12 protein-coding genes are annotated in these 14,985 nt (G+C 63.8%); 5 read left to right on the top strand and 7 right to left on the bottom strand.

Annotation, left to right across the window (positions count from 1 at the left end; genetic code table 11):
- Window positions 1-57 precede the first annotated feature (57 nt).
- The 5 genes from CHB73_RS05035 to CHB73_RS05020 form a co-directional block, all read right to left on the bottom strand.
- A complete protein-coding gene (locus CHB73_RS05035; protein WP_089272742.1) occupies window positions 58-1,563 on the bottom strand; it encodes a sigma-54-dependent transcriptional regulator in 1,506 nt (501 codons plus the stop codon).
- A 157-nt stretch (window positions 1,564-1,720) separates the two neighbouring features.
- Window positions 1,721-3,313: a DEAD/DEAH box helicase gene (locus tag CHB73_RS05030; RefSeq protein WP_089272740.1), complete on the bottom strand. Its 1,593-nt coding sequence runs from the start codon at window positions 3,311-3,313 to the stop codon at window positions 1,721-1,723.
- 263 nt (window positions 3,314-3,576) lie between these two features.
- Window positions 3,577-4,923, bottom strand: a complete 1,347-nt coding sequence (locus CHB73_RS16400; protein WP_143337313.1) for a hypothetical protein — start codon at window positions 4,921-4,923, stop codon at window positions 3,577-3,579.
- A 110-nt stretch (window positions 4,924-5,033) separates the two neighbouring features.
- On the bottom strand, window positions 5,034-5,750 hold the full coding sequence (locus CHB73_RS05025; RefSeq protein ID WP_089272738.1) for an HD domain-containing protein: 717 nt from the start codon (window positions 5,748-5,750) through the stop codon (window positions 5,034-5,036).
- Between the two features lies 1 nt (window position 5,751).
- The gene (locus CHB73_RS05020) at window positions 5,752-9,330 is read right to left on the bottom strand and encodes an FAD-binding and (Fe-S)-binding domain-containing protein (protein WP_089272735.1); all 3,579 of its coding nucleotides are present in this window, start codon (window positions 9,328-9,330) and stop codon (window positions 5,752-5,754) included.
- 238 nt (window positions 9,331-9,568) lie between these two features.
- Here CHB73_RS05020 and CHB73_RS05015 point away from each other — a divergent pair, with 238 nt between their 5' ends.
- The 4 genes from CHB73_RS05015 (at window position 9,569) to CHB73_RS05000 (ending at window position 13,062) form a co-directional block, all read left to right on the top strand.
- Window positions 9,569-10,702, top strand: coding sequence for a pyridoxal-phosphate-dependent aminotransferase family protein (locus tag CHB73_RS05015; RefSeq protein ID WP_089272733.1), 1,134 nt, complete (start codon window positions 9,569-9,571; stop codon window positions 10,700-10,702).
- 29 nt (window positions 10,703-10,731) lie between these two features.
- Window positions 10,732-11,916, top strand: a complete 1,185-nt coding sequence (locus tag CHB73_RS05010; RefSeq protein ID WP_089272731.1) for a phosphoglycerate dehydrogenase — start codon at window positions 10,732-10,734, stop codon at window positions 11,914-11,916.
- Window positions 11,917-12,033: 117 nt separating this feature from the next.
- The gene (locus CHB73_RS05005; RefSeq protein WP_089272729.1) at window positions 12,034-12,249 is read left to right on the top strand and encodes a hypothetical protein; all 216 of its coding nucleotides are present in this window, start codon (window positions 12,034-12,036) and stop codon (window positions 12,247-12,249) included.
- A 9-nt stretch (window positions 12,250-12,258) separates the two neighbouring features.
- Window positions 12,259-13,062 (top strand): hypothetical protein, encoded by an 804-nt coding sequence (locus tag CHB73_RS05000; RefSeq protein ID WP_089272727.1) that lies wholly within the window; start codon window positions 12,259-12,261, stop codon window positions 13,060-13,062.
- Window positions 13,063-13,122: 60 nt separating this feature from the next.
- On the opposite strand, the gene CHB73_RS04995 is transcribed toward CHB73_RS05000, so the two are convergent.
- On the bottom strand, window positions 13,123-13,599 hold the full coding sequence (locus tag CHB73_RS04995) for an Hsp20/alpha crystallin family protein (RefSeq protein ID WP_089272725.1): 477 nt from the start codon (window positions 13,597-13,599) through the stop codon (window positions 13,123-13,125).
- A gap of 70 nt (window positions 13,600-13,669) precedes the next feature.
- Window positions 13,670-13,921 (bottom strand): hypothetical protein, encoded by a 252-nt coding sequence (locus CHB73_RS04990; RefSeq protein WP_089272723.1) that lies wholly within the window; start codon window positions 13,919-13,921, stop codon window positions 13,670-13,672.
- Between the two features lie 453 nt (window positions 13,922-14,374).
- Between CHB73_RS04990 and CHB73_RS04985 the strand changes: the two genes are divergently transcribed.
- Window positions 14,375-14,944 carry a periplasmic heavy metal sensor gene (locus tag CHB73_RS04985; protein ID WP_089272721.1) on the top strand — a complete coding sequence of 190 codons (570 nt, stop codon included), beginning with the start codon at window positions 14,375-14,377 and terminating at the stop codon, window positions 14,942-14,944.
- Window positions 14,945-14,985 lie beyond the last annotated feature (41 nt).

Raw genomic sequence — 14,985 nt, 5'->3', positions numbered from 1 at the left:
CACACAGATGCGGCAAAGCCGTCCGAAGAATCGGACGAACCCGTGTGCGCAGGAAAACTAGGAGCCCACGCCCGGGCCCTCTACGGACAAACCCCATTTTTTGAGCAGGGCGTACAGGTGCGAACGCGACAGCCCGGAACACTCCAGCGCGCGTTGCACGTCGCCGCGGGCGCGGCGCACCAGCGCCTCCATGTAGGCGCGCTCCACCACCTCCTTGCAGTCCTTCAGGGACTGGTCGAATACCCCCTGAGGCAAGGGAGAGGCCGCGCCCTCCGCCGATTCCGGCGACAGGGACAGTTCGAAAGGGGCATGGGACGCCGCCTCCTCCGCGCCTGGCGCGACTGCGAGGTTGGGCGCGCCGTGCGGATCGGCCTCGCGGCCCCGGCCCAAATGGGCCTTGGCCACCTTGATGCGCACGTCCTGGGGCAGATGCATGGCGTACAGGGTCCGCTCCGGCCCGGCGGCCACAAAGGCGCGCTCCAGCACGTTGAACAGCTCGCGCACGTTGCCGGGCCAGTCGTAGCCCTCCAGCACCTGAAAGAGGTCGGGATCGATGCCCTTCAACGGCGTGCCGTACTGCTCGCACAATTGGCCCACGCGGAACACGCACAGGGGCTTCACGTCCTCCACGCGGTCGCGCAGGCAGGGCAGGCTGATGGAGATGGTCTTGATGCGGTACAGCAGATCGCTGCGGAAGGTTCCCTCCGCCACCATGCGCGACAGGTCGCGGTTTGTGGCGGCCATGAGCCGGAAGTCGCTCTCCAACTCGTTCGTGGCGCCCACGGGGCGGAAACGGCGCTCCTGCAGCACGCGCAAAAAGGCTTTCTGGAGATTGAGGGGCATCTCGCCCACCTCGTCGAGGAACAGCGTCCCGCCGTCCGCCAGCTTCACCAGTCCCACGCGGTCGCTGTCCGCCCCTGTGAAAGCCCCTTTCCTGTGGCCGAAGAGGGTGCTTTCCACCAGTGTTTCGGTAAGGGCGGCGCAGTCCACCACCACAAACGGCCTGGAGGCGCGGGCGCTGTTCACGTGGATGGTGCGGGCGATGAGTTCCTTGCCTGTGCCGGTCTCCCCTGTGATGAGCACGCTGGCGCCGGAGCCGGCCGCGCCAGCCACGGCGTCGAAGCAGGTGCGCATGGGCAGGCTCTTGCCCACCACGTCCTCCAGGCGCAGAGCCACGGGATTGCACGCGCCGCGCTTGCCCGTGCGGTACTTCAGCGCGCGCTCCAGGGTGAGCATGGTGTCCTTGATGGGCGAAGGCTTGAGCAGATAATCCCACACGCCGCCCTGAATGGCCAGTTCAGCGCCGTCGGGGTCGCCCCGGCCGGTGAGGATGATGACCTCGGGCGAATCCGGCAGGGCCTTGATCTCGGAGAGGGCGTCCAGCCCGTTGCCGTCGGGCAGGGTGACATCCAGGAACACCACGTCCACGCCGCCCCTGCGCAGGCGCACAATGCCCTCGCGCAGGGTGCCCACGGCCTCGCCGCTCATGCGCATGCGCCGCGTGAGGGAGAGTAAGGTGTCGCGGACTTCGGCGTCGTCGTCGATGATGAGGATGTTGCCCATGCTGCACTCCGATTTGCGGTTTTGGCGCACCGGTAGCAAACTGCGGGCCAGACCGCGCAAGGGGGGGGCGAAACGCCCCCCCCCGAAGGGTACGCTGGTCTGTATGGTGACTAGGCTACTTGGCCCGTTCCGTCAATGCGGGACAGACCGTTGGGCGCTATTCGGCAGCGCGCGGCGCGGAGGGGCGGTACGGCTGGCCCTGCGGCCTGCCGCCCTGGCCGGAACGAGCCTGGCCAGAGCGATCCTGGCCGTAGCGGCTGTTGCCCTCGCGGCCCTGACCCTGGCGGCCGTCGGCGGCGCTGCGGTCGCCCCTGTACCCGCCGCTGCCGGAACGGTCGCCATAACCACGCGGGGCGCGGTTGCCGCGATCGTCGGAAGCGTAGATGTCGTCGCCTGGCTGGACGCGGTTGCCGTCCACATCGCGTTTGTCCGTTTTTTCGGACCGAACCGCGCCATATGCCGGACGCGAGCCGCGCGACTGCGGACGCTGACCGTTGCGGTCCCCGGCCTCGCGGCTTCCGCCGTACCCGCCGCCGTAGCCGCCGCTCCTGCGGCCGCCCCGACGGTCCATGATGGGCCGGTTGAAGTCGCCGTCAGCCGCGCTGGGAGACTCGTTGTAGTCGAAGCCCTCGATCTTCTTGCGGGTGAGGGGCTCGCGCATGAGGCGCTCGATGGCGCGCACCATGGACACGTCCTCGCCCGTCACAAAGGTGTGGGCCTCGCCCGTGCGCTCCGCGCGGCCCGTGCGGCCAATGCGGTGGGTGTAGGTCTCCGGCGTGCTCGGCACGTCGAAGTTCACCACGTGCGTCACCAGGTTCACATCGATGCCGCGCGCGGCGATGTCCGTGGCCACCAGCACGCGGTAACGGCCGGAGCGGAACCCGTCCATGGCCTCCTTGCGGCGGTTCTGCGACAGGTTGCCTTGCAGCGCCGTGGACTTGTGGCCCGCCTTGTCCAGGTTCTCGGCCAGGCGCTTGGCGCGGTGCTTGGTGCGGGTGAACACCAGCACGCTGCCCTGCTGGTTGCGGCGCAAAATCTCAAGCAGCAGCTTGGTCTTCAAGTGGTGCGCCACGGGGTAGATGGCGTGGCTGACGGTCTCGGTGGGCGCGTTGTGGTTCACGCGCAGGGTCTCCGGGTCCTTCAGGATGTCCGCCGCCAGGGAGCGAATGGCCTCCGGCATGGTGGCGGAAAAGAGCATGGTCTGGCGCTCGCGCGGGAGCCCGGCCAGCACCTTCTTGATGTCCGGGAAGAAGCCCATGTCGAACATCTGGTCCGCTTCGTCGAGCACCAGGTGCTCGATGCCGGAAAGGTCCACGGTGCGCTGGCCCATGTGGTCCAGCAGGCGGCCGGGGCACGCCACGATGATGTCGGCCCCGTTGCGCAGTGCGTTGATTTGGCGGTTCATGCTTACGCCGCCGTACACGGTTGTGCTGCGCAGGCCGGTGTTCTTGGCCAGGTCCAGGGCGGCCTCGTGGATCTGCTCGGCCAGCTCGCGCGTGGGGGCGAGCACCAGCAGACGGGCCTTGCGGCCGGTGCGGCGCTGGGCTTCGGGGCGCTTCAACAGTTGCGCGATGATGGGCAGCAGGAACGCGGCGGTCTTGCCGGTGCCGGTCTGGGCCAGGCCCATGAGGTCGCGCCCGTTCAACACGGCCGGAATGGCCATGGTCTGAATGGGCGTGGGGGCGGTGTAGCCGAGGTTCTTGATGTTGGAAAGCACGATGGACGGAAGGCCGAAAGAATCGAAAGTCAAAGTAGGTCCTTTGGTTGAGTAGACCGCAACAGCGCGGCGCGCCAGATGATGGCGGCGAAGAGCGTCTCTTGAGCGGGTGCTGCGAACCGGGACAGGATGGGCTCAGCGGAAATCAGTCGGATGCGGCCCTGGGAGCGGAGTCTTTGGTTGGCGGGCTGTGCAGCTGTGCCTCGCCACTCGCGTTCAAAGCCGTGCCGGACTTGCGCCCGGCGCTTGGGAGATAAGGGGGATGGAGGGGGATGTCAAGGGGAAAGGACTTAAGATCACTTCCCATCGTCGGGCTTAGCCCCCACCGGCGCATTGTCAAAGGCGACTTCAACACTCCCTGCCTGGGGAACCTCAGCCTTGATCTTCGCGAGCCGGCATAATTTGCTAACAACTTTACCAAAAAACTCACTCCAAGGTGAGGCATGGACTTCCAAACCACGATATATCCTAAGAGGATTTTGAGCTAGGTTGTAGAGAGAAAACTCAAGCAGAACCCCCTCAAGAGCTGGGTCCGACGCTCTTGCTGCACTCTTATGCCCCTCATATGCCATAGCCGCAGCCGATTTAAATGCGTAATCTTCCTGGATCCTGCTTATATACCCGTGTTGTTTTGCAGCAAACCACCCCAGCCAAACAAGCGGAGAAACAAAAGCGAGTTCTCCAACTAACTCAACTGACGCACCGGACTTAAGCGACACCAGCAGGTATTCTTTAACGACATATAATAGCCCACCAATGGCAGCACAGAAAGCAAATTGCCAACCATACAACTGCCATTGCAATTCCTTTTTCCGCTTCAAAAAAGATGAAGCCATTCCTGCACGGTTCGCATCCTCAAGAAGTTTGTTAATCTCTTGAGATATCTTGATGTGCTCCTCTTTTGCAATACGAATATACTCGCTATCTGATGTTGACTTTGTTAACGCGTCAGTTAGCTTTGAATTAATTATAGTACCTTCTTCAGAAAGTGCAGAAACGCGATCTCGCAGCGCCTTAAATTTTTCTTTACTCTCTCCAATCTCTTTGGCCCACATTTCAACGTTTTCATGCTCAGTCTCTATGCTTGTAGAAAAATTCGCCGCATCCTTATGCCAATTATCCAAAGCGAAAATTTGCTTCATCGCGGCTTCATGCCCAGATGCTAACTCTTGAAGCTGGCCTTTAAACGACTCGATGTCTGCCTGAAGAGTCTCAACATGCTTAGATAATTCAGACTCGATTGGCGCTAAAGCTAAAATACGTGACCGGATTCTTGATATTTCCTCGTCAGAACGCAAACCGTCTTTTGCAACAATAAAATACACAATTTTAGTCTTCTCAACCAAATATGCCAGGCTATCTAAGAATTCATCAAACTGCTTTCTTTTCTTCCCTTCGTCTACCGTGTCCAAAATGCTCTTCAGCTTATCGTAACTAGCCTTGCCTGCGCGCTTTAAGCTAATAACCGGAAACAAAGCCTCATCACTCGCCTTAATTTCTTCTGACAGCGAACGTGCTGTGTCAATGGCGGCGCAAAGGGCTTCACGGCTGACCCCAGGGTAACCAAAGATATCGGGCCCTTCTGGAAGAGAATTGTGAATTTGCGTTTTAAGATTTGTCAAGTTCGTCTTAAACGTCTTCATAGAAACCCCGCATACTGCATCGAAATCGCGAACCTATACTTTGCAATTTGTGACACCTATACAACACAACGGACTAGCTATCAATACCTAGCCGATATTAATTAGCCCCCCTAAATCTCCTCCCCCAACTCCTTCAAAAACCTCCGCATCACCTCCACCCTCTTCTCCGCCTCGGCCCTCCCCGCTGCTGTCTGCATGGTGGCGGCGGTTGTGAAGAGCTTGGCATAAAAGTGGTCGATGGTGAACAGGGCGTCGTCGGGTTCGCGGGTGGTGCAGAAGGGGTCGGTGGGGCTGTAAAAGGGCCGGTTCAGCGTGCCCGCGCAGGCGAAGCACCGCGCCACGCCGATGGCCCCGATGCCGTCCAGGCGGTCGGCGTCCTGCACCACCTTGGCCTCCAGGGTCTGCGGCGCAATGTTCGCGCTGAAGCTGTGCGCCTCTATGGCGTGGCCGATGGCCGCGTACAGCTCCTCTGCCGAGGCGTGGCCGCAGCGCGCGCCCCGGTCCAGGGCGGAGGCGTAGCCCAGCTCCCGCAGGTGGCGGCAGGCCAATTCCGCGGATAGGCGCGAGGCCTGGGAGCGGCGCGGGTCGTCCTTGGGCACGGTGACGTAATCGTGCAGCCATGCGGCCGGAATGATTACGGCCAGGTCCGCGCCCTCGCTGCGGGCGATGCGCTTTGCCGTGGCCGCCACGCGCTCCAGGTGCAGCAGGTCGTGGGCCGGGTCGCACGCGCCCTCGCGGGAAAGCCGTTCGGCCAGGTGCGCGCGCAGGGCCAGCTCCAGCGCATCCAGGGCAGCGGAAGTGCGGGGGGCGGGCTGCGCGGCGGCCATGCTATTTCCCGGCGTCCACGCTGACCATCTTGCCCTTCTTCTCGCCGCCGTCGATCATGCGCTGGAGTTCGCGCTTCCACTTGGCGCCGCCCAGGCGCTCGGCCAGGTGCTCTGTGGTGTGCAGCACGTCGTTCTTGCGGTGCAGCTGCATCAGGCAGCGCTTCACGCCGATCTTGCAGGACGGGCAGCCCACCAGCACGGGCGTGTCGCGGTCGGGGCGTTTGGAGTCGGGCCGGGAAAGGTCGGCGGTCAGCTGCTCCTTCTTGCGCTCGCGAATGCGGTTGTAGATGGCCGGGCTGGTGAGCGCGCCCATGCCGGACTCGCCGCAGCAGCCGGGCGAGAGCCGCACCTGCGCGCCCAGGGCGTCGGCCAGGGCCTTGCGGTACAGCTCCGGGGCCTTGACCTTGGGCACGTCCACCCATTCGGCGTGGCAGGCGGCGTGGTACAACAGCTTCTCGCCGGAATCGGTCTTGGGGATGTTCAGCCGGGTGAGCAGGAACTGCACGATGTCCAGGTGCTTCAAGGGCTCCGCGAGCTCCTGGCTGAAGTCGTAGGTCTCCAGCGACTCGCGGCAGGTGCCGCAGCTGGTGACGAGCGTGGTGGCCTTGAGCCCAGCGCGCCCGGTGCTGATGAGGGTGTCCAGAATCTCCTGGATGGTGCGGTGGCGGTTGGCGTTGTAGGCCTCGGTGCAGCCGCTGGAGAGCAGCGGATAGCCGCAGCACAGGTGCCGCTCCGGCAGCACCACGTTCACCCCGGCCTTCAAGAGCAGGTACACGCCCGCCAGGCCGATGTCGTGGCTGAAGAGCCCCGCCCCGCAGCCGGGGAAGTAGAGCACGGTGCCGTCAAAGGCGGCCGTGGGCACGCGGAAGATGGAACGCTCCGCGAGCTTGAGCTCCTGGGCGAGGTTGCGCAGGTCGATGAGCGGGCCGGGGCCCTGCAGGACCGGGCTTTCAAGCCGCTTGCGGAAGTGGCCGGGCACCAGGCCAAGGACGCTGTTGGCCGCGGCCTGGCCCAGGGAAAGCACCTTGGCCACCTTGGGCAGGCGGCCCGCCGGGTCCTCGGCCAGGTGCGTCAAGAGCGCGGTCTTGATGGGGTGCCCGCCCTTGCCCTTGTATTCAAGGAAGGAGCGTATCTGCAGGGCGTTTGCGGCCGAGTCGATCTTGACCGGGCACACGGCCTTGCACTTGCCGCAGGCGGTGCAGTGCTCCATGATGCGCCTAAGCTCGTCCAGAAGCTCGGACGAGGGCTCGCCGCCCTGCACCTGGGAATAGTATATGGCCTCGGTAAGCGCGCCCAGGCTGAGGTTCTTGTTGCGCGGATGGTACAGTAGTCCGCGCGCCGGGCTGTACATGGGGCACACCTGCTTGCACTTGCCGCAGCGCGTGCAGGTCTGCACGTTCTTCAACAGCTCGATGAGGTTCTCCTTGTCCTTCAGCGCGGTCTTCTGCAAGTCGCCGATGAGCCGGTTGAAGGAGAAGGTGTAGGGCTCCACGGGCAGGGCGCGCTGGGTGAGCTTGCCGGGGTTCAGCACATCCTTGGGGTCCACAAGGCGCTTGTACTCGCGCAGGGCGTCGATCTTCCCCTGAGCCAGGAAGCCGATCTTGGTGATGCCGATGCCGTGCTCGCCGGAGATTTCGCCGCCGAGCTTCAAGACCTCGGCGAAAAGTTCGTCAACGGCCTCGTAGGCTTGCGCCATCATTTCGGGATCGTTGGAGTTCACCGGCACGTTCACGTGGCAGTTGCCGTCGCCCGCGTGCATGTGGTTGGCGATGACGATGCGTTTCTGCTGGGCCTCCTGATAGATGGCCTCAAGCTCGCGCTCGTGCTTGGGATACTTGTCGGCCAGCTCGTGGAACAGCAGGCGCATTTGGCTCGCCAGCTCCTCGTCGGCCAGCTCGGCCGCGGTGGTGCGCCGCTTCAAAATGAACAGGCAGCGCTCGATGCCGAAGTCGATGTCCGGATCGTCGAAGGGGATGCCGGACAGCTCGCGCACCTTCAAAAGGGCCTTGCGCGCCACCTTGGCCATGTAGACCAGGTTCAGGTTCTCCAGAAATTCCGCGAAGCCGGGAATGGCCACCATGGGAATGACCACGTCCTCGTTGACCTTGAAGCCGGACGTGCGTTTGGAGATGGCCGAGAGCTTATGCCGGTCCTCCCAAAACAGTTCGGCCTCCTTGTCGTCGCGCGCGGCGAAGATGTCCACGCCGGGGTACGGCTGGGCGATGGCCAGCACGGCGTCCACGGCATCGGCAAGCGCGGCCTCGTCGTCGGAGTCCAGTTGCAGGATGAGCACGCTAATGGGTTCGCCCTCGTACTGGGTGGACTTCTTCTTGTACTCGATGGCCTGCACGTACTTGGTGCCGAACTCCTCCAGAGCGCTGATCTTCACGCGGTCGCCCTGCTTGCGGATGGCGTCGCGCAGGCCCACCACGTCGCGGATGACGAGCATGGCGTTCTTCATGCTGCGTCCGAAGAACTCCAGCACCAGCACGCGCGAGAACTTGGGCTGCGGGTGCAGGGTGAAGGCGCAGGTGGTTATGACGCCGTCCACGCCCTCCTTCTGCACGCCGGGCAGGCCGCCCAGGTACTTGTTGGACACGTCCTTGCCAAGGCCGGCGCCGCGAATCTCCGTGCCCCCAAGGACAATCTCGTCCTTAAGCGCGCCGGTTTCATCCAGAATCTCGAAGGCGGCGCTCTCGCCCTCGAATATCTTGTGGCCGGGATGGTTCTTGCGGCGCACGGTGATGCGCTCGCCCTGGGGGGTGACCATCTCGAACCAGGCGATGTTGTCGATGGTGGTGCCGTACTCGAAGGCGAACGGCCCGCCGGAGTTCTCGGAGATGTTGCCGCCCAGGGTGGAGCCCGCCTTGGATGCCGGGTCCACGGTGAAGAGCAGGTTCTGCTCTGCCGCGGCCTTGATGGCGTCGAGCGTGATGACGCCCGCCTGGGCCACCAGCAGCATCCTGTCCGGGTCGATGTCGATGATCTTCTTGAAGCGCGCCAGGGAGAGCACCACAGAGCGCGCGAACATGGGAATGGCCCCGCCGGTGAGACCGGTGCCGCCGCCGCGCGGAATGATGCCGAAGCCCATTTCGTCGGCCAGGCGAACAATCTTCTGCACTTGCTCCGTGGTCTCGGGGAACAGCACGAACAGCGGCAACTCCAGGCGCAGGTCCGTGGCGTCGGTGGCGCACTCTATGCGCGTGTTCGGGGCGTCGCCGATGCCCTCCTCGGGCATGAAGGCGGCCAGCCGCTCCTTGAGCTCGCCGGAAAAGGCCCGGTCCGCCTCGTAGCGCTCCCAGAACCCGGCCACGGCCGAGGCCAGCACGCGCGGAAACTCGCCGGAGAGGCTGGGCCGGGCGATGGAGAGCTTGCGGTCCACGCTCTCGCGCACCAGGCCAGCGTCCACAAAGGGATTGTAGCGCACAAGGAAGAGTTCGGCGGCCAGGCTCATGGCCAGCTCGCGCACGTTGTCGGGCCACTGGGCGAAGCCGCCCTCCTCCGGGCTGGCGGTAAGGCCGAGCACGCGGGTCAGGATGCGTTCATCGGAAATGGAAATATGGGGGCCTATCAGGGGCATGGGCGTATCGTCTCCAGAGGGGGAAGGGAGGGTTGCGGGACGTGGTTCGCGTTCGCGAAGGCAGGAATATAGGCCCGGCCAGCGCGCTTGGCAAGTGCGGCCGGTCGGACCCGCCCGGAGACGGCCGGGGCAGGCCCTCTGGACCACGCTTTACAGCAGATGTGACTCCGGGTATGGAGGCTGATTCAATCGGAGGAGTCCCTGCCCGAACATTCTTCTACCACGAGGTGACGCGCCCATGAGCACCCAGGATTTTGCCGATCTTCAGCTCTTCATCACCGGCCCCACGTTCATCCGCCCCGAGATTCGCGAAGCTGGCCTGCTGCCCGAGTTCGGCCACCGCGACTCCGAAAACAACAAGCGCTTCACCCCCATCATGGCGGGGCTGCGCGCACTTGCCGGGTGCGGAGAGGACTACCACGTCATCCTGTTCAACGGCTCCGGCTCCAACGCCATGGAGGCCACGGTGCGTTCGCTGGTGGCTGACGGCGAATGCGTGCTGAACGTCTCCGTGGGGGCCTTCGGCGACCTGTACCACAAGATGGCCGTGGTGAACGGCAAGAAGGCCGCGCAGCTCAAGTTCGAACCCGGGCAGGCCATCGACTTGGCCAAGCTTGAGGCGGCGCTTGTGGAGCACAAGCCGACCTGCGTCACCTTCACCCACAACGAGACCTCCACCGGCGTGATGAACGACATGAAGGCCGTGTGCGCCCTGGTGCGCAAGCATGGGGCCCTCCCGCTCGTGGACGGCGTGAGCATCTTCGGCGGCGCGGAAATCGATCTCTCGCACTCCGGCGCGGCGACCTACGCCACCAGCACGCAAAAATCCCTGGCGCTGCCTGCGGGCTTCGGCATCCTCTTCGTCACGCCCGAAGCCGTCGAGAAGGCCAAGACCGTGAAAAACCGCGGCTTCACCACGGACATCGTGGGGCAGTTGGGCCGCGCGCAGAAGAACCAGACCCTGACCACACCCAACACCACGCTGGCCAACCAAATGGCCGTGCAGATCGACCACATCATCCACACCGAGGGCATCGCCAACCGCTTCTCCCGGCACCTCAAGATGCAGGGCATGGTCCATGCCTTCGTGAACAGCCTGCCTGGTTTCGAGCTGCTGGCCCCGGAGGGGCACCGCTCGCCCACGGTCACGGCCGTGCGCGTGCCCCAGGGCATGAGCGTGGCGCAGCTCAAAAAGGTCAAGGAGGCCATGCGCGCCAAGGGCTACCTCTTCGACCCCGGCTACGGCAAGCTGAACACCGACCTTGAGGAGAAGGGCCAGCGCGTGCTGTTGCGCCTGGGCCACATGGGCGACGTGACCCCGGAGATGGTTGAAGCCTATCTTGAGGCGCTCAAGCCGGAACTGTCGAAGTAGCCCCTCGCGGCTTTTGGAGGAAGACCACCATGCGCATCCTCGCCAATGATGGCCTGAACGAAGAGGCCGTCGCCCTGCTCAAGAAGGAAGGGTTCAGCGTCGAAACCGAAAAGCGCAGCGCGGAGGATCTGCTGGGCGAGATCGCCAGCTTCGATGCCCTGCTCGTGCGCAGCGCCACCAAGGTCACCCGCGAACTCATCGAGGCGGGCGCCAAGAACGGCGGCAAGCTCAAGATCATCGGCCGCGGCGGCGTGGGCACCGACAACATCGACCTTGAGGCCGCCAAGCAGTGCGGCGTCATCGTGAAGTTCGCGCCCAACGGCAACACCAACGCCACGGCGGAGCACGCCCTGGGTCTGATGTTCGCCGTGGCCCGCAAGGTGCCCATGGCCCACCGCACCCTCATGGGCGGCGTGTGGCACAAGAAACGCTTCCAGGGCAACGAGCTGCACGGCAAGACGCTGGGCGTCATCGGCTGCGGCCGCATCGGCCAGTGCCTGGCGGGCAAGGCGCTGGGCATCGGCATGAAGGTGGTGGGCTACGACCTCTACCAGGTGCAGGACTCCAACGTGGACTACCTGCCCAGCATCGACGACGTGCTCAAGGTTTCCGACTTCGTCAGCCTGCACACCGGCGGCAAGGACGCCATCATCACCGAACGCGAGCTTGCGCTCATGAAGCCCACGGCGTATCTCATCAACGCCTCCCGCGGCAGCAACGTGCGCGAGGCCGACCTCTGCGCCGCCCTGAAGAACGGCACCATCGCCGGAGCCGCCCTGGACTGCTTCGAGAAGGAGCCCAAGCGCGAGGGCGAAGCGTTCCAGAGCTGCCTGCACGAGCTGGACAACATCGTCATGAGCGCGCATTTGGGCGCCAGCACAAAGAACGCCGTGCGCAAGACCGGGCTCGAAATCGCCACCGTGGTCACCAAGTACCTGCGCCGGGGCGACTTCGGCAATTCCGTCAACGTTGGCGAAACCGTGGAGCAGGAAGGCAAACGCATCTACTCGCTGTTCATCACCCACGAGGACAAGCCGGGCATGTTCGGCAAGTTCGGCACCACCCTGGGCGAGCTGGGGGTGAACATCCGCGAGAACAACTCGCGCTTCCTCTCCGACAGCGTGCAGACCGTGTACGTCGTCCACCAGGAGCCCAGCGAGGAGGTGCGCGAAAAGCTCATGGCCATCCCCGGCGTGAAGCGCGTCACCTTCTAGCCCCCGCCCCCGACCCAACAACGAAGCCCCTGCCCGGTCCGCCCGGCGGGGGCTTTTTCGTTGACACCAATTCACATGATGCATACAGATTTGCATAATCAGGAGAAGGAGGCCGCCATGAGCATACTGCGCAAGCCCGGCGTCCCCGACGACGCCCCGATAACGCCCGATGTCGACGTCCCGGACGCCCCGCCCCTGCCTGACGTGGATTCCTTAAGCGTGCCCTGTCCGGACGCCGACGGCGAAACCGTTTGCAGAAAAATTCGAATCGACAGAACCCGCTGCCCCAAATGCGGGGAAAAGTGGGAAGACTGCACCTGCCTGGGCGGGTAGGAGGTGGCCATGGCGCAGGGCGCGTTCACCATCGACTACGACGAGGATTCCCACACCGGCCGCAAAAAGGGCATCACCTTCTGCCTGAAGGACAGCCTTGAGCCCACACCCGAGGATCAGACCGCGCTCTGGCTGGACATTGAGCGTGTGGTGGAGACGCTCAGGCAGCTTTTCCCGGAACGCGGCCCGCGCTTCGACAGCTATCTTGAGGACGCCTTTTCCCTTGCCAGCGTCGGCCTTGTTGGCCCCATGGCCAAACCCGCCACCGCCGTTTTGGCCCTGCAATCCCTCAAGGAGACCATCCTCGGCAACGAGGCGGGCCGGGTCAAGAACAGACACCTGCGGGACCTGGGACGCTGGGCGCTGGGCCTTGGCGCGGCGGCCGTCCTGCTGGGGCTGGCGCTGCACGCCCTGGCCGGGTGGGGGCCGCTGGCCACAGCCAATTGCGCGCTCCTGGCCCAGTTCTGCTACGCCTGGGCCGGCGCCATGGCCGGAACCTGGGTATCCTTCGGCTGGCGCAAGGCCCAGTTCCGCTTCGAGGACCTGGGCCGCCCGGAGGCCGACTTTCTCTGCCCTCCCGCACGGCTGGTGTTCACCGGGCTGCAGACCGTCATCATCGGGCTTTTGTTCACCCTGGGCGTGGTCAATGTCAGTTTCGGGCAGATAGACACGGCGGGCTTTGCGCAGAGCGTGGAGATGGCCCTGCTCGTGGGGCTGCTCTGCGGGTTCTCGGAGCAGACGCTGCCCTCGGCCATCGCCCGGCAGGCCACAACCCTGCTCCGCGGTGCCGCCCCGGCCAAGGGCGCGGCCTAAGGCGCAAGAAAGCCCCTGTCCGGTACGCCGGGCAGGGGCTTGGCTCAAGAACAGGGGGCCTTACTCCCCCTCGATCTGTATCGTGTGCGCGGGCTGTGCGGGCTTGGCCTTGGGCAGCGCCACGCGCAGCACGCCCTTCACGAATTTCGCCGTCACGCCCTTGGCTTCCACCGGGGCAGGCAGCGGCACGGTCCGGGTGAAACTGCCGTAGCTGCGCTCAATGCGGTGGAAACTGTCCTTCTTCTTATCTTCCTCGAATTTCTTCTCCCCCCGGATGACCAGCGCGCCGCCGTCCAGGGAGACTTCGACATCCTTGGGGTCCAGGCCCGGCAGTTCGGCGTCCACGCGGATATCCTTGTCCGTCTCCGAAATGTTGACCGCCGGGAATCCCGACGCCCCGAAGACGCTTTTGCCGAACTCCGCCGGGAAGGGTTCGAAGGGGCTCTTCCAGAACTCCTCCATCATGTCCGCGATGCTCATGGGGCGCAGCGCGTCTTCCGAACGCCTGCGCAGAACGGGGAGCCATTGTCTCAGCATGACCTCTCCTCCTGTTCAGGGTGTGCGGTTTTGCGGCTCTCTCGCCGCAGAGTCTCACGGGCCTTGGCGCTCACGCCGCGCTGTCCATGTTGGCGAAAACAAGGCTGCGACCCTTGGCCAGAGCCATTTCAAAGGCTTCCTCAAGGTTCGCGCAGGCACGGTCAAGGGCGTACACGGCTCCGGGGCTGCCGGGTGCGTGTTTGCGGGTGGAGAGACACGGAGCGAAGGCGCCCTCCGGGGTTTTGATGGCGAACGGCCGAACTTCCCAGCCGTTCAAAAGCTGCATTCTGCCAGTGAACACCCGCTTTCCGCTCAAATTCATGAGCCACCTCCCGGCCACCCGTGCAGCCACCGCGCCAAACGTCTCCTTTTGCTTTCCGCTCCCCTGCCTGGTTCCATGTCCGGCCCCTGTGGCGCAACACAAAAAAGCCAATAATCACGGGACAGAGGATGGTCTTTCAGTTATCACCTTACAAGCTTTGCGGACTGATGCAACAACATTTTCTGTCCAAAACGTGCGAATATCGCCTAGCCATTCAAATCGCGGAGCATTTTTTTTTTTGCGTCAGCACAGGGGGCAAGCCTTGCGCCAAAACATGCACCCCCCTCGCCATATTCCGACAATAAAGATCAGGATTGTGTATAATTTTGCACAACCGACGCTGCACAAAAAACACATAACAAACCGTCATGCTGTAACTTTCAGCCATGGCACGGCGTATGCTCAAGTACAGCCACATGCGGACGAGCGCCGCAAACACTTTGGAGGATCACCATGAAGCGTTTCCCGACAATTCTCGCGGCCAGCTGCGCCGCCATCGCCCTCTCCTCTTCCCTTGCGCTGGCGGCAGAGCCGATCCAGCCGCCTCGTCACATTCCCCATGCCACGCCGTGGAACCATGGCAGAGGCGGCATGATGGTCCCCGATGCAGGACCGTTTGCGCAACTCTCGCCGGAGAAGCAGGAGGCCGCGCGCAGGCTCATGGACGCGCACGCCAAGGCCATGGCCCCTCTGCACCAGGACCTCTACGCCAAAATGGCCGCTTTGGAGGCACTGAATGCCGCAGGTGAAGGCGAAGGCGCAAAGGCCAAGGCCGTCATTCGGGACATTGCCGACCTGAACGCAAAGATGCTGATTGAAAACGGGAAGTTCCGCACCAGAATGATCAAGGAGACCGGCCTGCGGATCCCGGTGATGGGGCATGGGCCCCGGCATGGCATGATGGGCGGCAAAGGCTGCGGCATGATGGCCGGACCTGGCGCGCCGGTGCCCCCCCCTCCGGCCAACGCCGAAGCCGATGCTGTGGCCGACGATGCGGTAACGGACCACTCGGCCCACCATTAAGCAGTTCCACAGGTACGACAGCAGGGGGCGGTTCCGGCGGG

It is taken from the genome of Humidesulfovibrio mexicanus, assembly GCF_900188225.1.
Classification (GTDB): Bacteria; Desulfobacterota; Desulfovibrionia; order Desulfovibrionales; family Desulfovibrionaceae; genus Humidesulfovibrio; species Humidesulfovibrio mexicanus.
The sequence above is the reverse complement of the archived record's forward strand: the minus strand, read 5'-3'. Positions and strand labels throughout refer to the sequence as shown.